This window comes from Streptomyces sp. NPDC023481 (genome assembly GCF_055560195.1).
This window is the reverse complement of sequence record NZ_JBVHJE010000003.1, coordinates 128,714-145,970: the sequence shown is the minus strand read 5'-3', so window position 1 is coordinate 145,970 and position 17,257 is coordinate 128,714. Positions and strand designations below refer to the sequence as shown.

The 17,257-nt window shown below is 74.7% G+C and carries 17 protein-coding genes and 1 pseudogene; 9 read left to right on the top strand and 9 right to left on the bottom strand.

The window, feature by feature from the left end; all coding sequences use genetic code 11:
• The first annotated feature begins 59 nt into the window (after positions 1-59).
• Positions 60-458, top strand: a complete 399-nt coding sequence (locus tag ACZ3ZD_RS08125) for a MarR family winged helix-turn-helix transcriptional regulator (RefSeq protein ID WP_467395319.1) — start codon at positions 60-62, stop codon at positions 456-458.
• 255 nt (positions 459-713) lie between these two features.
• On the opposite strand, the gene ACZ3ZD_RS08120 is transcribed toward ACZ3ZD_RS08125, so the two are convergent.
• Positions 714-1,475 (bottom strand): GNAT family N-acetyltransferase, encoded by a 762-nt coding sequence (locus ACZ3ZD_RS08120; protein WP_467394805.1) that lies wholly within the window; start codon positions 1,473-1,475, stop codon positions 714-716.
• 429 nt (positions 1,476-1,904) lie between these two features.
• Here ACZ3ZD_RS08120 and ACZ3ZD_RS08115 point away from each other — a divergent pair, with 429 nt between their 5' ends.
• The 4 genes from ACZ3ZD_RS08115 (at position 1,905) to ACZ3ZD_RS08100 (ending at position 5,843) form a co-directional block, all read left to right on the top strand.
• On the top strand, positions 1,905-2,489 hold the full coding sequence (locus ACZ3ZD_RS08115) for an Rv1733c family protein (RefSeq protein ID WP_467394803.1): 585 nt from the start codon (positions 1,905-1,907) through the stop codon (positions 2,487-2,489).
• Positions 2,490-2,680: 191 nt separating this feature from the next.
• Positions 2,681-3,649 carry an acetylxylan esterase gene (locus ACZ3ZD_RS08110; protein ID WP_467394801.1) on the top strand — a complete coding sequence of 323 codons (969 nt, stop codon included), beginning with the start codon at positions 2,681-2,683 and terminating at the stop codon, positions 3,647-3,649.
• A gap of 107 nt (positions 3,650-3,756) precedes the next feature.
• On the top strand, positions 3,757-4,947 hold the full coding sequence (locus ACZ3ZD_RS08105) for a serine hydrolase domain-containing protein (protein ID WP_467394799.1): 1,191 nt from the start codon (positions 3,757-3,759) through the stop codon (positions 4,945-4,947).
• 152 nt (positions 4,948-5,099) lie between these two features.
• Positions 5,100-5,843 carry a GntR family transcriptional regulator gene (locus tag ACZ3ZD_RS08100; protein ID WP_467394797.1) on the top strand — a complete coding sequence of 248 codons (744 nt, stop codon included), beginning with the start codon at positions 5,100-5,102 and terminating at the stop codon, positions 5,841-5,843.
• Here the strand turns inward: ACZ3ZD_RS08100 and ACZ3ZD_RS08095 are convergent.
• From ACZ3ZD_RS08095 to ACZ3ZD_RS08085, 3 genes are all read right to left on the bottom strand, one after another.
• Positions 5,821-6,585: a class I SAM-dependent methyltransferase gene (locus ACZ3ZD_RS08095; RefSeq protein WP_467394795.1), complete on the bottom strand. Its 765-nt coding sequence runs from the start codon at positions 6,583-6,585 to the stop codon at positions 5,821-5,823. The genes ACZ3ZD_RS08100 and ACZ3ZD_RS08095 overlap by 23 nt on opposite strands.
• Before the next feature lie 44 nt (positions 6,586-6,629).
• On the bottom strand, positions 6,630-7,088 hold the full coding sequence (locus ACZ3ZD_RS08090; RefSeq protein WP_467394793.1) for a hypothetical protein: 459 nt from the start codon (positions 7,086-7,088) through the stop codon (positions 6,630-6,632).
• A gap of 85 nt (positions 7,089-7,173) precedes the next feature.
• Positions 7,174-8,118, bottom strand: a complete 945-nt coding sequence (locus ACZ3ZD_RS08085; protein WP_467394791.1) for a helix-turn-helix domain-containing protein — start codon at positions 8,116-8,118, stop codon at positions 7,174-7,176.
• 139 nt (positions 8,119-8,257) lie between these two features.
• On the opposite strand from ACZ3ZD_RS08085, the gene ACZ3ZD_RS08080 reads away from it, so the two are divergent.
• From ACZ3ZD_RS08080 to ACZ3ZD_RS08065, 4 genes are all read left to right on the top strand, one after another.
• On the top strand, positions 8,258-8,524 hold the full coding sequence (locus tag ACZ3ZD_RS08080) for an Atu4866 domain-containing protein (RefSeq protein ID WP_467394789.1): 267 nt from the start codon (positions 8,258-8,260) through the stop codon (positions 8,522-8,524).
• A 114-nt stretch (positions 8,525-8,638) separates the two neighbouring features.
• Positions 8,639-9,397: an SDR family NAD(P)-dependent oxidoreductase gene (locus tag ACZ3ZD_RS08075; RefSeq protein WP_467395318.1), complete on the top strand. Its 759-nt coding sequence runs from the start codon at positions 8,639-8,641 to the stop codon at positions 9,395-9,397.
• 35 nt (positions 9,398-9,432) lie between these two features.
• Positions 9,433-9,636: a hypothetical protein gene (locus ACZ3ZD_RS08070; RefSeq protein WP_467394787.1), complete on the top strand. Its 204-nt coding sequence runs from the start codon at positions 9,433-9,435 to the stop codon at positions 9,634-9,636.
• A 123-nt stretch (positions 9,637-9,759) separates the two neighbouring features.
• Positions 9,760-10,932, top strand: a complete 1,173-nt coding sequence (locus ACZ3ZD_RS08065) for a D-alanyl-D-alanine carboxypeptidase family protein (protein WP_467394785.1) — start codon at positions 9,760-9,762, stop codon at positions 10,930-10,932.
• A 224-nt stretch (positions 10,933-11,156) separates the two neighbouring features.
• Here ACZ3ZD_RS08065 and ACZ3ZD_RS08060 read toward each other — a convergent pair.
• The 5 genes and pseudogenes from ACZ3ZD_RS08060 to ACZ3ZD_RS08040 form a co-directional block, all read right to left on the bottom strand.
• Positions 11,157-11,858, bottom strand: a pseudogene (locus tag ACZ3ZD_RS08060) (glycosyltransferase family 87 protein); the annotation flags it as partial.
• Between the two features lie 179 nt (positions 11,859-12,037).
• On the bottom strand, positions 12,038-13,432 hold the full coding sequence (gene mptB, locus ACZ3ZD_RS08055) for a polyprenol phosphomannose-dependent alpha 1,6 mannosyltransferase MptB (protein ID WP_467394783.1): 1,395 nt from the start codon (positions 13,430-13,432) through the stop codon (positions 12,038-12,040).
• Positions 13,433-13,562: 130 nt separating this feature from the next.
• Entirely contained in the window at positions 13,563-14,492 is a 930-nt protein-coding gene (locus ACZ3ZD_RS08050; protein ID WP_467394781.1) for a glutaminase, read from the bottom strand.
• Between the two features lie 100 nt (positions 14,493-14,592).
• Positions 14,593-16,005, bottom strand: coding sequence for an aspartate ammonia-lyase (gene aspA / locus ACZ3ZD_RS08045; protein WP_467394779.1), 1,413 nt, complete (start codon positions 16,003-16,005; stop codon positions 14,593-14,595).
• Between the two features lie 208 nt (positions 16,006-16,213).
• Positions 16,214-17,230: an asparaginase gene (locus ACZ3ZD_RS08040; RefSeq protein ID WP_467394777.1), complete on the bottom strand. Its 1,017-nt coding sequence runs from the start codon at positions 17,228-17,230 to the stop codon at positions 16,214-16,216.
• Positions 17,231-17,257: the final 27 nt, after the last annotated feature.

The following is a 17,257-nucleotide window of genomic DNA, read 5'->3' as shown; positions in this document are numbered from 1 at the left end:
CCGGAGGAGGTATTCCCGTGAGCGCAGCGGAGTCGGCCGTGGAGACGATCCAGCGCGAGATGACCATCTTCGCCCGCCGGGCCCGCGCGTCGGCGGGCCGCATGCACCCCGAGCTGTCCCTGGTGTCGTACACCCTGCTCGGCCACCTGGAGGAGCGCGGCGGCTGCCGGGCGACGGACCTGGCGGCGCACTACGCCCTGGACAAGTCCACGGTGAGCCGCCAGGTGGCGGCGCTGGAGCGGACCGGGCTGATCGAGCGCCGGCTGGACCCGGAGGACCACCGGGTCCAGGTGCTGCACCTCACGGAGGCGGGCCAGGAGATCCTGGCCCAGGTCACCCGCAGCCGCCGGACCGCGTTCCGGGAGCGGCTCGCGGGCTGGCCGCAGGAGGACCTGGTGCGGTTCGCGGCCTACCTGGAGCGGTACAACGCGGAGCCGGGCGGCACCGAACCGGCCTGACGCGGCCTCCGCGTCACGACACCGGAACCGGCGCCTTCTGGCAAGCCCGCCGCGTCACGGCACCGGCACCGGTCCGGCCGGACCGCTGGTTCACGGCACCGGCACCGAGCCGGCCCGACCAGGCCGCCGCGTCACGAGACCGGCAACCGACCCACCCGACGAGGCTGCCACGCCACGGCACCGGCACCGGTCTGGCCGGACCGCTGGTTCACGACACCGGAACCGGCACCGAACCGGCCCAACTGGGCCACCCCGTCACGGCACCGGCACCGCCGCGCGGCCGTCCGGCAGGCGCTGTGGCACCCGGGCGGCGAGGAACGCCGTGCGGCGGCGCAGCCGGAAGCCGAGCGCCTCGTACAGCCGGATCGCGGTGCCGTTCTCGGCGCTGGTGTGCAGGAACGGCGTCTCGCCGCGCTCCCGGATGCCGTGCGCGACCGCGAGGACCAGCCGCGTCGCCAGGCCCGCGCCGCGGAAGGCGGGATCGGTGCAGACCGCGCTGATCTCGGTCCAGCCCGGCGGGTGCAGCCGCTCCCCCGCCATCGCGACCAGTGCGCCGCCACGGCGTATGCCGAGATAGGTGCCGAGTTCCACGGTGCGCGGCAGGAACGGTCCCGGCTGGGTGCGGGCCACCAGGTCGAGCATCTCGGGGACGTCCTCCGGGCCGAGCGGGACGGCCTCCGGGTCCGGTGCGGCGGCGAGGCCGTCGTCCACGAACTGCACGCCCTCGACCCGGAACGTGATCTCCCAGCCCTCCGGGACCTCCCCGTCGAAGCCGGGGAGCGCGATCTCGGCGCCGGGTCCGGCCAGCGCGGCGATGTCCGCCCAGTCCTGTGCGTCGGGTTCGTCGGGCAGCGCCAGCCAGGGCGAGACGTCGACCGGGTAGCGCAGCACCCGGCCGCGCCGCTCGGCGAAGCGGGCGTGCGGGCCGGTCAGGGCGGCGAGGGCCGGGTTGTCGAGGACGTGCGGGACGCCCGCGGCGGTTTGGCCGGGGTCGCCCGGGCTGCTCACGACGCTCATGCGGGCACCTCGATCACGGACCTGGACACATACGGCCTGGGCATCCTCGTTCCCTCACTTCTCTCGCGCTGTCACCGGCGCGTCCGGTGCCAGTCTCGGGCACACCGCGGCCGGCACCGGCCGGAAGGCGACCGGCACCGATCGGCAAGGAGCGGCGCGGGGCGCGGTATTCCCGGCCCCGGGGAGAGTTCATACGGCCGCAACGATGGCGCGCCCGGGTCGCGCGCCGGGGCGGGCGCGCCATCGTGGGGCGCATGGCGGGGTGCCGTGCGCCATATGGGCCGGAACTCGCGGTTCACGGCATGCGCGAGGGGCGCCGAACAGGGTACGAGACGGGTGTGGGCACTCGTGCGCGTGAGCGGCGGGGGCGGTGGACCGGCGGCCCGGCTCCTCCGGCTCTCCGGCTCCGCCGGTGGCGAGGAGGTGGACATGCGTACCCGGGTGCGTGGCTGGCGCTGGCGGCGCAATCCGCTGCGACGCCGGTCGGACGTCGTGGAGGCCTGGACGGTGCTGGTGGTCGCCGTCCTGCTGTTCGTGGTCGCGCCCCTGGTCGGGGTGGCCGTGGGCTTGCAGGCGCACGACCGGGCGAGCGCGCAGGCCGCGGTGCAGCGGGCCGCGCGCCATCAGGTGCGGGCCGTGGTGGTCGGCGAGGCGCCCGAGCGGCCGACCGATGTGCGCAAGGACCGCCGGTACCCGTACCGGGCCCAGGTCCGCTGGACCGAGCCGGGCAAGGGCGTGCGGACGGCGTGGGCCCGGGTGCCGGCGGGGACCCGGGCCGGTGAGCCGGTGTCGGTGTGGTTCGACTCCCGGGGCCGCAGTGTCGCCCCGCCACCGGACGACGTGACGGTCTGGCAGCACGCGGTCACCCTGGGGCTGTGCGCGGCCGGCGGCACGGCGACCGTGGTGTTGCTCGGCCATGCGCTGGAGCGCCGGATCGCGCTGCGCCACCGGCTGGCCGAGTGGGAGCGGGAGTGGGCCCGGACGGGGCCGCGCTGGACGCAGCCGCGCACATGACGGGCTGATCACCCGACCAATGTGAGCAGGCGCTTCCGCCTCGCTCTGAGCAGAACAAGCGCTTACTCGCTGTGGCTGCGGCGCCGGGGCACCGAGCACCGACCGGCCGGGCCCCGTCGCGCCCTGGCGAGTCATCCGATCACTCACGTACGGTGAGCCGACGCAGTCTCCCTTCACGAAGGCGGTTGTTGATGGCCCAGTTCGATCTGCCTCTCGACGAACTCCGTGAGTACCGCAGCGGGTCCAGCGAACCGGAGGACTTCGACACCTTCTGGGACAAGACGCTCCAGCAGGCCCGCGAGCACGAACTGAACGCACGTTTCGAGCCGGTGGAGACCGGGCTGACCACGGTCGAGGTGTACGACGTGACGTTCGCCGGGTTCGGCGGCCACCCCGTCAAGGGCTGGCTGCGGCTGCCGGCCGGAACCACGCAACCGCTGCCGCTACTCGTGGAGTTCCTCGGCTACGGCGGCGGGCGCGGCCTGCCGCACGAGAACCTGCTGTGGGCCTCGACGGGCCGGGCGCACTTCACCATGGACACCCGCGGCCAGGGCAGCGGCTGGGGCGGCGGGGGCGACACGCCGGACCCGGTGGGCGCGGCGCCCGCGTACCCCGGGTTCATGACGCGGGGCATCGAGGCACCCGAGAACTACTACTACCGCCGGGTGTTCACGGACGCCGTGCGCGCGGTCGAGGCGGCCCGCTCCCATCCGCTGGCCGACGCGGCGCGGACCGCGGTGACCGGCGGCAGCCAGGGCGGCGGCATCTCCCTGGCCGTCGGCGGCCTGGTCCCCGACCTGGCGGCGGTCGCCCCGGACGTGCCGTTCCTGTGCGACTTCCCCCGCGCGGCGGTCCTGACGGACCGTCACCCCTACCGGGAGATCGGTCTGTTCCTCAAGACGCACCGCGGGCGCTCGGCGGACGTCCAGCGCACGCTGTCCTACTTCGACGGGGTGCACTTCGCGGCCCGGGGCCGGGCCCCGGCGCTGTTCTCGGCGGCCCTGGAGGACCAGACCTGCCCGCCGTCCACCGTGTACGCGGCGTTCAACGCGTGGGCGCACGAGGACAAGGCGATCGAGGTGTACGACTTCAACGACCACGAGGGCGGGGGCCCCTTCCACGAGGCGGCGAAGGCGGGCTGGCTGCGGTCGTACGCCTGAGCCGCACCGCGACCCGCGGACTTCCCTCCGGTCCGACCAGTCGGTACGTTCGGTGGGCCCGGGCCGCAGCGCCGCGGCCCGGGTTCGCCGGCGACGACGGAGGCCACATGCCCGCGCAGCAGACCCCGCAGACACCCCGGACACCGCGACCGCACGCGGGGATCGACGGCCACTGCGATCCACGGTTCGCCGCGGTCCGGGAGGCGTTCGAGGAGAACCTCCGCGAACGGGGCGAGCTGGGCGCCGCGGTGGCGGTCACCGTCGCCGGGGAGACGGTGGTGGACCTCTGGGGCGGCTGGGCGGACGCGGCGCGCACCCGGCCCTGGGAGCGGGACACGGTGGTGAACGTGTGGTCGACCACCAAGGGGCCCGTCGCCCTGTGCGCGCACATCCTCGCCGACCGGGGCCTGCTCGACCTCGACGCCCCGGTGGCCGCGTACTGGCCGGAGTTCGCCGCCGCGGGCAAGGAGAAGGTGCTGGTACGGCACCTGCTGTCGCACCGCGCCGGCCTGGCCGGACTGCGGGAGCGGCACACCTTGGAGGACCTGTACGACTGGGAGCTGACCACCGCGCGGCTCGCGGCCACGGAGCCCTGGTGGGAGCCCGGCACCCGGTCCGGGTACCACGCGCTGACGTACGGCTTCCTGGTCGGGGAGGTCGTACGACGGGTCTCGGGGCTGCGGCCGGGGGCCTTCCTGGAGCGGGAGGTGACCGGGCCGCTCGGGATCGGCTTCACGGTCGGCCTGCCGGCGCGGGAGTCGGGCCGCGCGGCCGAGCTGGTGCACCCGTCGGTCGCCGCGAGCGGTGAACGGGCCGCTTCCTTCAGCCCGTTGGTGTTGGCCGTCCTGGCCAACCCCGTCGTCGGGGCGACGGAGGCGAACAGCGCCGGCTGGCGGGCGGCGGAGATCCCGGCGGCCAACGGGCACGGCACCGCCCGCGCGGTGGCGGCGCTGTACGGCGTCTTCGCCGGGCAGGGCTCGCTCGGCGGCCGGCGGATCCTGTCCCCGGGGGCCGCCGAGCGGGTGCGCGAGGGCCAGGGCAGCTGCCGCGACCTGGTGATCGGCACGGGTGTCGACCGCGAGACCGAGGCGGGGCTCGGTGTGTGGCTGAGCGGGCCTGGTGGGTCGTACGGGCCCAATCCGCGCGCTTTCGGCCATGACGGATTCGGCGGTTCCTGCGGGCTCGCCGACCCGGAGGCGGGGGTGTCGCTGGGCTATGTCATGAACCGGATGGGGCCGCACATCGCCGATGATCCACGGAAAACCGCGCTGGTCGACGCTGTCTACCGGTCTCTGTGAGCCGCCGCCGCGGCGGCGGGTGAGCGCCCTGGGCGCGGGTGTGTTTCGGTCGAACCGGCGGACCGCCCTTCCCTCGTGGTTTAGACCAATGCTAAGTGTGGTCGCGCAACGAGCTCGCACGACTACGCCTTGTCACGACAGGAGGGCGCGGCATGGCCCGCACCACCCCGCTTGATCCCCCGTCCGGCGACGACCGGCCCCTGTACGGCCGGATCGCGGCGCTGCTGCTCGGCGAACTGCGCGACGGCACCATCGCGCCCGGTGAACGGCTGCCGGGCGAGCGGCACCTGGCCGCACGCTACGGGGTCAGCCGGGAGACCGTCCGGCAGGCGCTGGAGGTACTGCGCCGCGGCGGTCTGGTCGCCACCGACAGGCGGGGCAGCCACGCCACGCTGCCCGGCCGTCCGGTGGAGACGCCGGACTCGCTCACCTTCCCGGTGGGCGCCCGGCCGGCGGACCCGTGTGCGGTCGACCGGGCCACGGTGGCCTGGGAGGCGCCGCCACCGGAGCACGCGCGGGCGCTGGACCTGGCCCCGCACCGGCCGACCCTGGTCCACCGGTACCTGTCGGCGACACCGGACGGCCGGTCGCTGCGCACGGCGGTGACGTCGTTCTCGGCGGTGGTGCTGGCCGAGGTGGCGGAGCTGGCGCGCTACCGTGACCGGGCCGACGGGGCTACGCCCGCGCAGCTGCGGCGGGCCTACGACTGGATGCGCAAGGCCGGGCTGGCGCTGCACCACCGGGACTCCATCACCCAGATCGGCCACGCCTCCTCGGTGCGGGTGACCCGGCGGGTGCACGACCAGTACGCGCGCCCGCTGGAGATCACCGATCTGGTGGTGAACGCCGAACGGGACGCCCTGGTCTACGAGTTCACACTGCCCGCGGCGGGCTGACCCGCGCGGGCCGTTCCTCGGGCCGGCGGGCCACCACCAGCCGGGCGCGCGGGCTGCCGTCGGCGCGCCGGCCGAACCCGGGCAGCACGCCCAGCTCGACCGTCAGGCCCGCGCGCTCCAGCTCCCGCAGGACGGTGCCGAACCGGAAGGCCCGGTAGTACATGACGAACGGCGGCCGCCACAGCGTGTTGCGCACCCGCATCGCCGTGTCGAAGCCGAGCAGCAGCCAGAAGCCGGGGTGCGCCGGGCGGGGCGGTGCGAACACCGGGAAGGCGAACCGGCCGCCGGGCCGCAGTACCGAGGCGGCCTGGGCGAACAGGCCGGGCAGCTCCCGCGGCAGGAAGTGGCCGAACGCCCCGAAGGAGACGACGAGATCGAACGCGGCCGTGAACGGCAGGGCCCGGGCGTCGCCGCGCACCCAGGCCACGCCGGGTTCGTCCGCGGGCCGCACCCGCTGCCGGGCGATGTCGAGCATGCCGGCGCTGAAGTCGATCCCGGTGACGCTGCGTCGGCACAGTCCGGTCAGGACGCGCGTCCCGGCGCCGGTGCCGCAGCACAGGTCGAGTCCGTCCGTGAACGGGCCGAGCGGCGCCAGCGCCCGCGCCACCGCGTCCAGCACCTCGTCGGGCGTCCGGAACGGGGTGTGGTCGAACTTCGGCGCGAGCAGGTCGTAGCCGTGTTCCACGGACGACAGTGCCTGTACGGCGAGTTCGCGCAGCGTGGGGCCTTGGGGACCGAACATGGCGTCAGCCTATGCCGGTCGCCCGCAGGCGCCCCGGCCGCCGCTCATCCGAAGGTGTCGTGGCAGAGCCGGACGACCCGGGGGTCGGCCACGCCGTCCGCCTGACGGCACAGGTCGCGCATACGGGCGACGGGCGGCCGGGGGGCCGGGCGGGGGCGCGGGGCCGGGCGCCGTACGGGGGTCCTGCGCTCCGGGTGCGGGTGCCGCACCGGCGGGGCGGCCGGTGCCACGGCCGGGGGGCGGGCGGGTGCGGGTCCGGGGTGCCGCCTCGGCGCGGCCGCCGGGCGGTGCCCGTCCGGGTGCGCGCGTCCGGTGCGCACGAGCGCGGCCTTCCCCGACGGCGTGCGGACCGGTTCCCGGAGCACCGGGGGCCGCACCACCGTGTCGGGCGCGAGGGAGGACCGGGTGCGGGCCGTGTCGGTCGGCGGGACGGAGCTGACGGTGGTGCAACCGGCGAGGCCCATCAGGGCCGCCGCGAGCAGCGGGAGAAGTCGGCGAGGCACCCGCCCACTGTGCCGTACCGCGCCGGATCGCGGCCCGGACCGCGGGACTTCACCACCCCGACGGGCGACCGGCGGGTACGCAGGGTTACGGCGGCGGGTCCGGCGCGGCGCCGAGGCGGTCGGTCCCGATGCTGCCGGAACGTGGCCTCGCTGCCCGGTCTCCGGCCAGTCGGTGTTCCGTCGGCTGATCAGCGGTGGGGGCGGGCCGGCGCCGGGTGGCGTGGAGGGAACCGAGCAGATGGAGGGACTGGGCACTGGGGCTGCCTGGTTCGGCGTGGTAGATGACGAGCTGCTGGCCGGGGGCGTCGCGTACGTCGAAAGCCTGGTAGGTGAGGGTGAGGGGGCCGACGTCCGGGTGGAGGAGGCGTTTGGCGTCCTGGGTCTTGCCGCGCACGGTGTGGGCGTTCCAGCGGCGGGTGAAGTCCACGCTGTGCTCAGTGAGGGTGCGGACGAGTTCACGCAGCCGTGGGTTGTCCGGGTCGCATCCGGTTGCCTCGCGAAGGTTGGCGACGGTGGCCTCGGCTGCCCGGTCCCAGTCCGTGTAGAAGCTGCGGCCCGCGGCGTCGAGGAAGGTCATGCGGGCCAGGTTGTCCGCCGGCTCGAACGGAGCGTAGAGGGCGTCGGCCAGGGCGTTGACGGCGAGGAGGTCCAGGGTCCGGCTCATGACGAACGCTGGAGTGTTCGGGTAGCCGTCCATCAGCTGTCGCAGCGAAGAGCTGACCCGCTCGGCGGCGTGGGCTGAGGGCCGGTCGCCCGGCGTGGCCCCGGCCAGCCGGTACAGGTGCGCGCGTGCGTCCGCGTCGAGGCGCAGCGCGCGGCTGAGTGCGTCGATCACCTGGGGTGAGGGGTTGCGCTCGCGGCCTTGTTCCAGGCGGGCGTAGTAGTCGGCGTTCACTCCGGCCAGGACGGCGACCTCCTCGCGGCGCAGTCCGGCGACTCTGCGGGCCGCGTGGCTCGTCATGCCGACGTCCTCCGGCCGCAGGCCGGCACGGCGTGTAGGCAGGAAGTCTCCCAGGTGGTTGTCGTCCATGTACGCAGGCTAGGCGGCGGCTCGGCGTGGTGCCTGGGTGTGCTGCACCCCGGCAGCAGGCGTCCTGGTTGACGGCCGCCGACCTGCGCAGACTCGACGGAGCGGGAAGGACCGCACCGTTCGAGGAGAGGAGCCCGCCATGGCCGGGACCGTTGAGGGCGACCACGTCGACGTGGTCGGGATGTGGGTGACCGCGGATGGCCACATCCGGCAGGAACTGCTGCCGGACGGCCGCTACGACGAAGCCCGCGGCGAGCGGGCCGGCGCGTACACCGGCCGGTACACGGTGACCGGCAGCCACCTGGACTACGTCGACGACACCGGCTTCACCGCCACGGGCGACATCCGGGACGGAGTGCTCTATCACGAGCACCTCGTGCTCTACCGGGAGCGAAACCGGTCGTAGAGAAGGCCCGGCCACGGCCGCCCCGGCACCGGGAGGCATCCGCCCTCGGCGGACGTGAAGGGCCCGATACGGCAGCCAGTCAGTCAGCGACAACGAGAATCGAGGGCCATGTCCATGACGGGACGACGACTTGACGGGAAGGTCGCGCTGATCACGGGCGCGACCGGCGGCCTCGGCACAGCGACCGCCGAACTCTTCGCCCGCGAGGGCGCCCGGCTGGTGATCACCGATATCGCCGAAGGCCCCCTGCGGGAGCTGTCCCACCGGATCGGGGCACGCGGCGCGGACGTCGTCGCCGCCCGCCTCGATGTCTCCTGCGCGCGGGAGTGGGACGAGGTGATCGCCGTCGTACGCGACCGGTTCGGAACGCTGGACGTGCTCGTGAACATCGCCGGCATTCTCGACTGGCCAGGTGTCGAAGACACCCGGGAAGAGGACTGGGACCGCGTCATCGACGTGAACCAGAAAGGCACATGGCTCGGCATGAAGGCGGCGATGCCGCTCCTGCGTGCGAGCGGCAACGCGTCGGTGATCAATACGTCGTCCGTACTCGGCCTGGTGGGAAGCGGTGCGGCCGCGGCCTACCAGGCGTCCAAGGGGGCCGTGCGCCTGTTGAGCAAAACCGCCGCGGTCGAGTACGCCCGGCGGGGAGTACGGATCAACTCACTGCACCCCGGGGTGATCGCCACCCCTATGATCCAGGACCTTCTGGACGACCAGGGTGACCGGCAGCCGGACATCCAACGCACCCCCATGCGCCGAGCCGGCCGCGCCGAGGAGATCGCACCCGCGATCCTCTTCCTGGCCGGCGACGAATCCTCGTTCATCACCGGCGCGGAACTGGTGGTCGACGGCGGGCTCACCGCGCACTGAACAACCCGGCAGCACGACGTCCACGTGGGCCTGCCGTGGACCTCGACACCACCGGCACCGGGCGCGAGGAACTCCTCCTCGCCCCGGACGAGTTGACGGCCGTGACCGGCCTGCGCCGGGTCATGCGCTCCCGGGAGGCCGGACCGTCCGCCCCGAAGACCCTCCTGGAACGGCTGCGCGCCACGCCGGACGACGCCGCTTTCCTGCGGCGGATCCGGCCCGCCCTGCCGTCCGCCTGACGGCCGGCCGGGGAGGCGTCGCGGGGCGTCGCCGAGCCTGCGGGTGCGGCATCCGGGTTGCCCGGACCACCCGAACGGCCCGGGCAGCGTGGTGGACGCGGACCAAATTCGTAGGTTGATCATATGGTTACCGGATTCTGTCATCGCGCGGCTGTGTCGGCCTGCTCCCTCTGTGTGGCGGGCCTGCTGGCACTCACGCCGGCCGCTGCCGCCGCCGGACACCGGGCCGGGGAGCCCGCTCCGCCACGCCCCCGGGCCTCGACGCCCGGGCCCTCCCTGCTCTACCGCCCCGGCGTCCAGGCCCGGCCGCACCTGGGCACGCCCGCACCGCCGGAGGTCTCGGCGCTGTCCTGGCTCGTCGCCGACGCGGGCAGCGGGGAGGTGCTGGCGGCGCACGACGCCCACCGCGCGCTGCCGCCCGCGAGCACCCTGAAGACCCTCTTCGCCCTCACCGTGCTGCCCGGACTGCCCGGCGCCCGGCAGCACACCGTGCGCTACGAGGAACTCGCGGACGTCGGCGAGGGCAGCAGCCTGGTCGGTGTCGAGGAGGGACACACCTACCAGGTGGCGGACCTGTGGCGCGGGGTCTTCCTCAGCTCCGGGAACGACGCCGTGCACGTGCTCGCCGCGCTGAGCGGCGGCTGGGAGGCCACCGCCCACCGGATGCAGGACAAGGCCCGCTCGCTCGGCGCCCTCGACACCCATGTGGTCTCCCCGGACGGCTACGACACCCCCGGCCAGGTGTCCTCCGCCTACGACCTCGCGGTGTTCGGCCGGATGGGCCTGCGCAACCCCGACTTCGCCCGGTACTGCTCCACCGCCGCGGCCGACTTCCCCGGTGACGGGGCGCCGTACCCCATCGAGAACACCAACCGGCTGCTGACCGGCGAGGACGGCGTCGCGCCGTACCCGGGGCTGATCGGGATCAAGAACGGCTACACCAGCAACGCCGGCAACACCCTGGTGGCCGCGGCCCGGCGGGGCGGGCGCACCCTGGTCGCGACCGTGCTGAACCCTCAGGCCGGCGGCGGGCTGACGGTGTACGAGGAGGCCCGCGCCCTGCTCGACTGGGGCTTCGCGTCCGCCGGTCAGGTGGATCCGGTCGGCTCGCTGGACGCGCTGCGGCCGCCGTCCCCCACGCCGGCCTCCGCGAAGCCGGTGGCGGCGGCCGTGGCCCCGGACGACGACGGCCCGGACTGGTCCGGCACCGCCGTCGTCGCGGGCCTCACCGTGCTCGGCGCGGCGGCCGTGGCACTGGCGCTGCGGGCCAGGGCCGCCCGCTCGGACCGCGGCTGACCCGTCGGCAGGCCGAGCAGCAGGCCCAGCGAGACCCACGTGTAGGCGTTGCCGCCGAGGAACCCGACCGGGCCCGAGGCGTCGTCGGCCCACAGCCACACCACGCTGGTGCACAGCACCGCGTACAGGGCGCCCGCGGTCCGCGGGTGCCCGGCGCGCAGCAGGACCGCGAACGACGGCAGCAGCCACACCAGGTGGTGCACCCAGGTGACCGGGCTGACCAGGCAGGCCGCCACGCCGGTGAGGGCGAACGCCGCCGTCCATTCGCCGGCCGCGACCGCCCGGCGGCTGCGCCACGCCCAGACGCCGAGGGTCAGCAGGACCGCCGTCGCCCACACGAGGCGGCCGGGCTCGCCGAGGCGGGCCAGCACGCCTTGCAGCGACTGGTTCGACACGTACTCCAGGCGGCCCACCCGGCCGGTGTCCCAGAGTGCCTCGGTCCAGTAGAGGCGGGAGGCCGCCGGGTCGGCCCAGACGGCCAGCGCGCTCGCCGCGGCGGCGACGGCCGTGGCCGTGCCGGCCGCCCGCCGGCGCCCGGCGAGCAGCAGCAGGCCGACGAACAGGGCGGGCGTGAGTTTCACGGCGGCGGCCAGCCCGATCCCGGCGCCCGCCCACCGGCCCCGGCCGGTGGCCAGCAGCCGGCAGTCGGCCAGCACCAGGGCGAGCAGCACCAGGTTCACCTGGCCGAAGCTGACGGTGTCCCGCAGCGGCTCGAACAGGGCGAGCAGGCACAGACACAGCGCCCACCGGTACCAGCCGAGCCGCCGCCGGTCCGGGCGGGTCAGGATCCACAGGACCGCGGCGAGCGCGGCCAGGTTCACCAGCAGGGAGGCGGCGATCGCGGTGTGCCTGCCGAGCAGGGCCAGCGGCAGCATGGCGACGGCGGCGAACGGCGGATACGTGAAGCCGTACGAGGTGCCCGGCACCCGGTAGTCGTACAGGCGGCCGCCGTGGTGCACCCAGGTGTGCACGGCGCCGTAGTAGACGCGCAGGTCGAAGAAGTCGCGCAGCAGGGGCACGGTCGCCGTGAAGACCGTCACCGCCGTGGCGAGGGCGAGCACGAGCAGCAGGCGGCCGCGCCCGGTACGGGGTCCCGGCGGCGCACTCACGCGGTACGTCCCCGCGCCGGGACCTGTGCCGTCTGGTGGGCCTGCCACAGGACGACCACGCCGAGCGCGCCGCCGGAGACCGCGAGCACCAGTTGCCCGGGGCCGGCCGGGCCGCCGCCGGGGAGCACGGCGAGGGCGAGCACCCCGGCGAGGGCGGCCACCCGGTGCCGTACCGGGGTGCTGGGCGCGGCGGCGGCGATGAGGAACAGGCCCCACAGCACGTACCAGGGCCGAATGGCCGGTCCGAGGACGGCGACCGCGAGCAGGCTCAGACCCAGCGCGTACACCGGCCGGGGCCGCAGCCGCAGCCAGATGAGCAGCACGGCGACGGCGGTGGCCGCGAGGCCGATCAGGTGCCAGGCCGGCACGGCCAGCGGGGCCAGGCCGCTGCCGAGGCGGGCGAGCAGCGCGCCGGTGGCACGGCCGAGGAGGCTGGTCAGGGCCCAGTTGTGCGGGGAGACCGGGGTGCCCAGGGCGCCGATCCAGCCGTAGCCGGTGCCGGCGAGGGCGGTGGCGGCGACCATGGTCGCGGCGCAGGCCGCGGCGGTGGTCAGGACGGCCGGCAGCGGGCGGCGGCCGGAGCGGACCATCAGGGCCACGACGGCCAGGAGTCCGAGCGTCGCGGGTGCCTTGACCAGGGCGGCGAGCGTGACCAGGACCGCGCCGACGGCGGGTGCGCGGCCCCGCGCGGCCACCAGGCCGAGCCCCAGCAGGCCGAGCATGAGGGCGTCGTTGTGGGCACCGGCGACCAGGTGCAGCAGCACGAGCGGGTTGAGCGCGCCGAGCCACAGCGCGGCGGCCGGGTCGGCGCCGCTGTGCCGGGCGAGGCGGGGCAGCGCCAGCGCCATGAGGGCCACGCCGAGCAGGGCGACCAGGCGCATGCCGAGCAGGCCCGCGGGGACCTCGCCGCGGGTCAGCCCGGACAGCGCGGAGGCCACGGCCAGGAAGGCGGGTCCGTAGGGGGCGCCGGTGTGCCGCCACATCGGGGCGACCTCGGCGGTGAGCGGGCCGCCGAGCAGGTCCGGGCCGTGGGCGTACACGTCCAGGTGGGCGTCGACCATGGCGCCCTGCGCGAGGTAGCTGTACACGTCCCGGCTGAACAGCGGCGGGGCGAGGAGCAGCGGGGCCGCCCAGACGGCCAGGACGAGCAGCAGGGCGCGCGGTCCGGGCGGCTCGGGGCCCCGGACCAGGCGGCCGAGCAGCGCCCAGGCCGCCACCAGCAGGACGACCCCGAAGTACACCCCGACCAGGCCCAGCGCCACCTGTGCCGAGGCGGGCGCCAGGAGCTTCCGCACGGGCAGGGCGCCCGCGGTCTCACCCCCGAGGGCGAGGCAGGCGGTACCGGCCAGGCCCAGCACCTGGCAGCGGCGGAGGTCGACGGGGAACGCCATGGCCAACACCGGGACAGCCTGTCGACACCGGATGACCGGAAGACGACGGGGGCCCTGCCGGGCGGGGGCGGAGGTGTGACCGGAGGGTGGGGGGCGTGGGGGTGGCGTGGCCCGGGCGGTGGGGGCGCGGTCAGAACACCGACAGTCCGGTCAGGGTCGTGAAGCGGTCCAGGGCCGCCACGCCCGCCACCGAGTTCCCGCGTTCGTCCAGGCCCGGGCTCCACACGCACAGCGTGCACCGTCCCGGTACGACGGCGATGATCCCTCCGCCGACCCCGCTCTTGCCGGGCAGGCCGACGCGGTAGGCGAAGTCGCCGGCGGCGTCGTACGTGCCGCACGTCAGCATGACCGCGTTGACCTGCTTGGCCTGGCTGCGGCTGAGCAGCCGGCTGCCGTCGGCGCGGATGCCGTGCCGGGCGAGGAAACCGGTGGCGAGGGCCAGGTCGGCGCAGGAGGCGGCGATGGAGCACTGCCGGAAGTACTGGTCGAGCAGGACCGGCACCTCGTTGTCGATGTTGCCGTAGGACGCCATGAAGTGGGCGAGGGCGGCGTTGCGGTCGCCGTGCGCGGTCTCGGACGCGGCGACCTCAAGGTCGAAGTCCAGCGCGGGGTTGCCGCTCTCGGCGCGCAGGAAGGACAGCAGTTCGCCGGCCGCGTCCCCGGTACGCGTCTGCAGGCGGTCGGTGACGACCAGGGCACCCGCGTTGATGAACGGGTTCCGCGGGATACCGTCCTCGTACTCCAGCTGGACCAGGGAGTTGAACGGGTTGCCGGACGGCTCGCGGCCCACGTGCTCCCAGAGTTCGTCACCCTCGCGGGCCAGGTCCAGGGCGAGCGTGAAGACCTTCGTGACGGACTGCGTGGAGAACGGCTGCCGCCAGTCCCCCACCCCGTACACCGTGCCGTCCGGTTCGGCGACGGCCATGCCGAAGCGGCGGGGGTCGCAGGCGGCGAGCGCGGGGATGTAGTCGGCGGACCGGCCGCGCCCGGGCGTGCGCTCGATCTCCGCCAGGATGCTGTCGAGGACCGGCTGGAACTGCGAGGACATGATCGTCATCATGCCGCACCCCTGACGCCGGGGCGCCACGGGGGCGGCAGGGCGCTGCGGGCGGGTGACGGCACCCGCGGGCCGGGCCGGGCGGCGCGCGGGTGCCGTGGCGTCAGATCGCCTGCGGGGTTCCGCTTCCGGCGAGTACCTCCGGGCGGAGGAGCGCCGTCAGCCGTTCGGCGGGCAGCAGGCCCTTCTCCAGCACCAGTTCGGCCACGCCTCGGCCGGTGCGCAGGGCCTCCTTGGCGATGTCGGTCGCCGCCGTGTAGCCGATGTGCGGGTTGAGCGCGGTGACCAGGCCGATGGAGTTCTCCACGGTGGCGCGCAGCCGCTCGGTGTTGGCGGTGATGCCGGACACGCAGCGCTCGGCGAGCGTCCGGCAGGCGCTCTCCAGGTGGGTGATCGACTCCGACAGGGAGTGCAGGATGATCGGCTCGAAGGCGTTGAGCTGGAGCTGTCCGGCCTCGGCGGCCATGGTGATGGCGACGTCGTTGCCGATCACCTCGAAGGCGACCTGGTTGACCACCTCGGGGATGACCGGGTTGACCTTGCCCGGCATGATCGACGAACCGGCCTGCACCGGCGGCAGGTTGATCTCGCCGAGGCCCGCGCGCGGGCCGGAGGACAGCAGACGCAGGTCGTTGCAGCTCTTGGAGAGCTTGACGGCGATCCGCTTGAGGACGCCGGACATCTGGACGAAGGCGCCGCAGTCCTGGGTGGCCTCGACCAGGTTGGCGGCCGTGACCAGGGGCAGGCCGGTGATGGCGGACAGGTGGCGGCGGGCCGCCTCGGCGTAGCCGGCGGGCGCGTTGAGGCCGGTGCCGATGGCCGTCGCACCGAGGTTGATCTCGTGGATCAGCTCGACGGCCTCGGCGAGCCTGCTGCGGTCCTCCTCGATCATGACGGCGAACGCGGAGAACTCCTGGCCGAGCGTCATCGGCACGGCGTCCTGCAACTGTGTACGGCCCATCTTGAGCACGTCACGGAACTCGACGGCCTTGCGGGCGAACGCGTCCTGCAGTACGGACATCGCCCTGAGCAGTCCACGTACCGCGAAGACCGTCGCTATCTTGACGGCGGTCGGGTAGACGTCATTGGTTGACTGGCCGAGGTTGACGTCCTCGTTGGGGTGCAGATACGTGTACTGGCCCTTGCCGTGGCCGAGCAGTTCCAACGCGCGGTTGGCCACGACCTCGTTGGCGTTCATGTTGGTGGACGTGCCGGCGCCGCCCTGGATGACGTCCACGACGAACTGGTCGTGCAGCGCGCCGGCGCGGATCTCCCGGCAGGCCGCGACGATCGCGGCGGCCTTCTCGGGCGCCAGCAGCCCGAGTTCCTCGTTGGCGAGCGCGGCGGCCTCCTTGACGGCGGCCAGGGCGTCGATCAGGTGCGGGTACGCGGAGATCGGGGTGCCCGTGATGGGGAAGTTCTCCGTCGCGCGCAGGGTGTGGACACCCCAGTACGCGTCGGCGGGGACGTCACGGTCGCCGAGCAGGTCGTGCTCGCTGCGGGTGGCGGCGCTCATGGAGTGCGGGTCCTCTTTCTGAGGTACGGAGGTGGGAGCGCCCGGAAGGAAGGGGGCGCGGGGCGCTCGGCCGCGGACGGCCCGCGGGCCGGGAACGGCCCGCGGCGCACGACGGCTCGCGGCGCGGGCCAGGCCCTGTCTTTCGGATCAGGTCGGCCCGGGGCGACGGTGCCTTTCGGCGACGCCGGCAAGATCCGAAAGGGAGGGCCTAGGCGCAGGCGGTGACCGGAAGCGGGTCCAGCGCACGCACCGGACGCACGCACCCCACCGGCTGCCCGCCACCCAGCAGCGACTCCCCCGCGAACTCGGTGAGGAGCCCCGGGTCGACGCCCGCGCGGGCGAGCGCGGCGGCGGCCACCGGTATCCGTGCCCGGTTCGCGCCGTCGGCGATCTTCACGGCGACCGCCGTGCCGTCCGGCAGCGCGGCGACCTGGACTCCCTCGAAGCCGTCCTTGGCGAGCAGCCCGGGCACGGCCCGCATCAGCGCGGCCACGTCCCGGCCCGAGCCGGAGGCCATCTCGGCGTGCTCGCGCATCGCGTCGGCGACCCGGGCCTCGGGGGTGCCGGGCTCGGCCGAGGTGATCCGGGCCAGGGCGCGGGCGAGGCCGTTCAGGGAGACGGAGAACAGCGGGGCGCCGCAGCCGTCCACGGTGACCCGGGCGACGCGCTGGCCGGTCAGCTCCTCGACGGTCTCGGCGACGGCCTGCTGGAGGGGGTGCGCGGGATCCAGGTAGTCCTCCAGGGACCAGCCGTTGATCCGGGCCGTCCAGAGCATGGCGGCGTGCTTGCCGGAGCAGTTCTGGGCGAGCCGGGAGGGCGGCCGGTCCTCGCGGACCCAGGCGTCCCGGACGACCGGGTCGAACGGCATGTCGGGCACGTTGCGCAGGTCGTCCTCGCTGAGCCCGGCGAGTTCCAGGATGCGCCGGGTGCCGGCGAGGTGGCGCTCCTCGCCGGAGTGGCTCGCGGCGGCCAGCGACAGCAGCGCTCCGTCGAGCGGCAGCCCGGCCCGCAGCATGGCCACGGCCTGGACGGGCTTGAGCGCCGAGCGCGGGTAGAAGGCCGCCTCGATGTCACCGAGCTGGAACCGCACCTGTCCGTCGGCGCCGAGGACGACGACGGAGCCGTAGTGGATGCCCTCGACGACCCCGCCGCGGACGAGGTGGGCGACGGGGGCGTGGAGAGGTTCGCGGACGACGGGGGCGTCGGCGGGGGAACTGCTGTACATCACTGCCTGATCATGGGGTCGGGGTCG

Bases quoted from the DNA above. Each gene is read 5' to 3' on its own strand.
- ACZ3ZD_RS08075 (WP_467395318.1), top strand. From the start codon at position 8,639: ATGACGGGACGACGACTTGACGGGAAGGTCGCGCTGATCACGGGCGCG.
- ACZ3ZD_RS08110 (WP_467394801.1), top strand. From the start codon at position 2,681: ATGGCCCAGTTCGATCTGCCTCTCGACGAACTCCGTGAGTACCGCAGC.
- ACZ3ZD_RS08120 (WP_467394805.1), bottom strand. From the start codon at position 1,475: ATGAGCGTCGTGAGCAGCCCGGGCGACCCCGGCCAAACCGCCGCGGGC.
- ACZ3ZD_RS08085 (WP_467394791.1), bottom strand. From the start codon at position 8,118: ATGGACGACAACCACCTGGGAGACTTCCTGCCTACACGCCGTGCCGGC.
- ACZ3ZD_RS08080 (WP_467394789.1), top strand. From the start codon at position 8,258: ATGGCCGGGACCGTTGAGGGCGACCACGTCGACGTGGTCGGGATGTGG.
- ACZ3ZD_RS08105 (WP_467394799.1), top strand. From the start codon at position 3,757: ATGCCCGCGCAGCAGACCCCGCAGACACCCCGGACACCGCGACCGCAC.
- ACZ3ZD_RS08065 (WP_467394785.1), top strand. From the start codon at position 9,760: ATGGTTACCGGATTCTGTCATCGCGCGGCTGTGTCGGCCTGCTCCCTC.
- ACZ3ZD_RS08100 (WP_467394797.1), top strand. From the start codon at position 5,100: ATGGCCCGCACCACCCCGCTTGATCCCCCGTCCGGCGACGACCGGCCC.
- ACZ3ZD_RS08050 (WP_467394781.1), bottom strand. From the start codon at position 14,492: ATGATGACGATCATGTCCTCGCAGTTCCAGCCGGTCCTCGACAGCATC.
- ACZ3ZD_RS08040 (WP_467394777.1), bottom strand. From the start codon at position 17,230: ATGTACAGCAGTTCCCCCGCCGACGCCCCCGTCGTCCGCGAACCTCTC.
- ACZ3ZD_RS08095 (WP_467394795.1), bottom strand. From the start codon at position 6,585: ATGTTCGGTCCCCAAGGCCCCACGCTGCGCGAACTCGCCGTACAGGCA.
- ACZ3ZD_RS08115 (WP_467394803.1), top strand. From the start codon at position 1,905: ATGCGTACCCGGGTGCGTGGCTGGCGCTGGCGGCGCAATCCGCTGCGA.
- ACZ3ZD_RS08125 (WP_467395319.1), top strand. From the start codon at position 60: ATGACCATCTTCGCCCGCCGGGCCCGCGCGTCGGCGGGCCGCATGCAC.
- aspA (WP_467394779.1), bottom strand. From the start codon at position 16,005: ATGAGCGCCGCCACCCGCAGCGAGCACGACCTGCTCGGCGACCGTGAC.
- mptB (WP_467394783.1), bottom strand. From the start codon at position 13,432: ATGGCGTTCCCCGTCGACCTCCGCCGCTGCCAGGTGCTGGGCCTGGCC.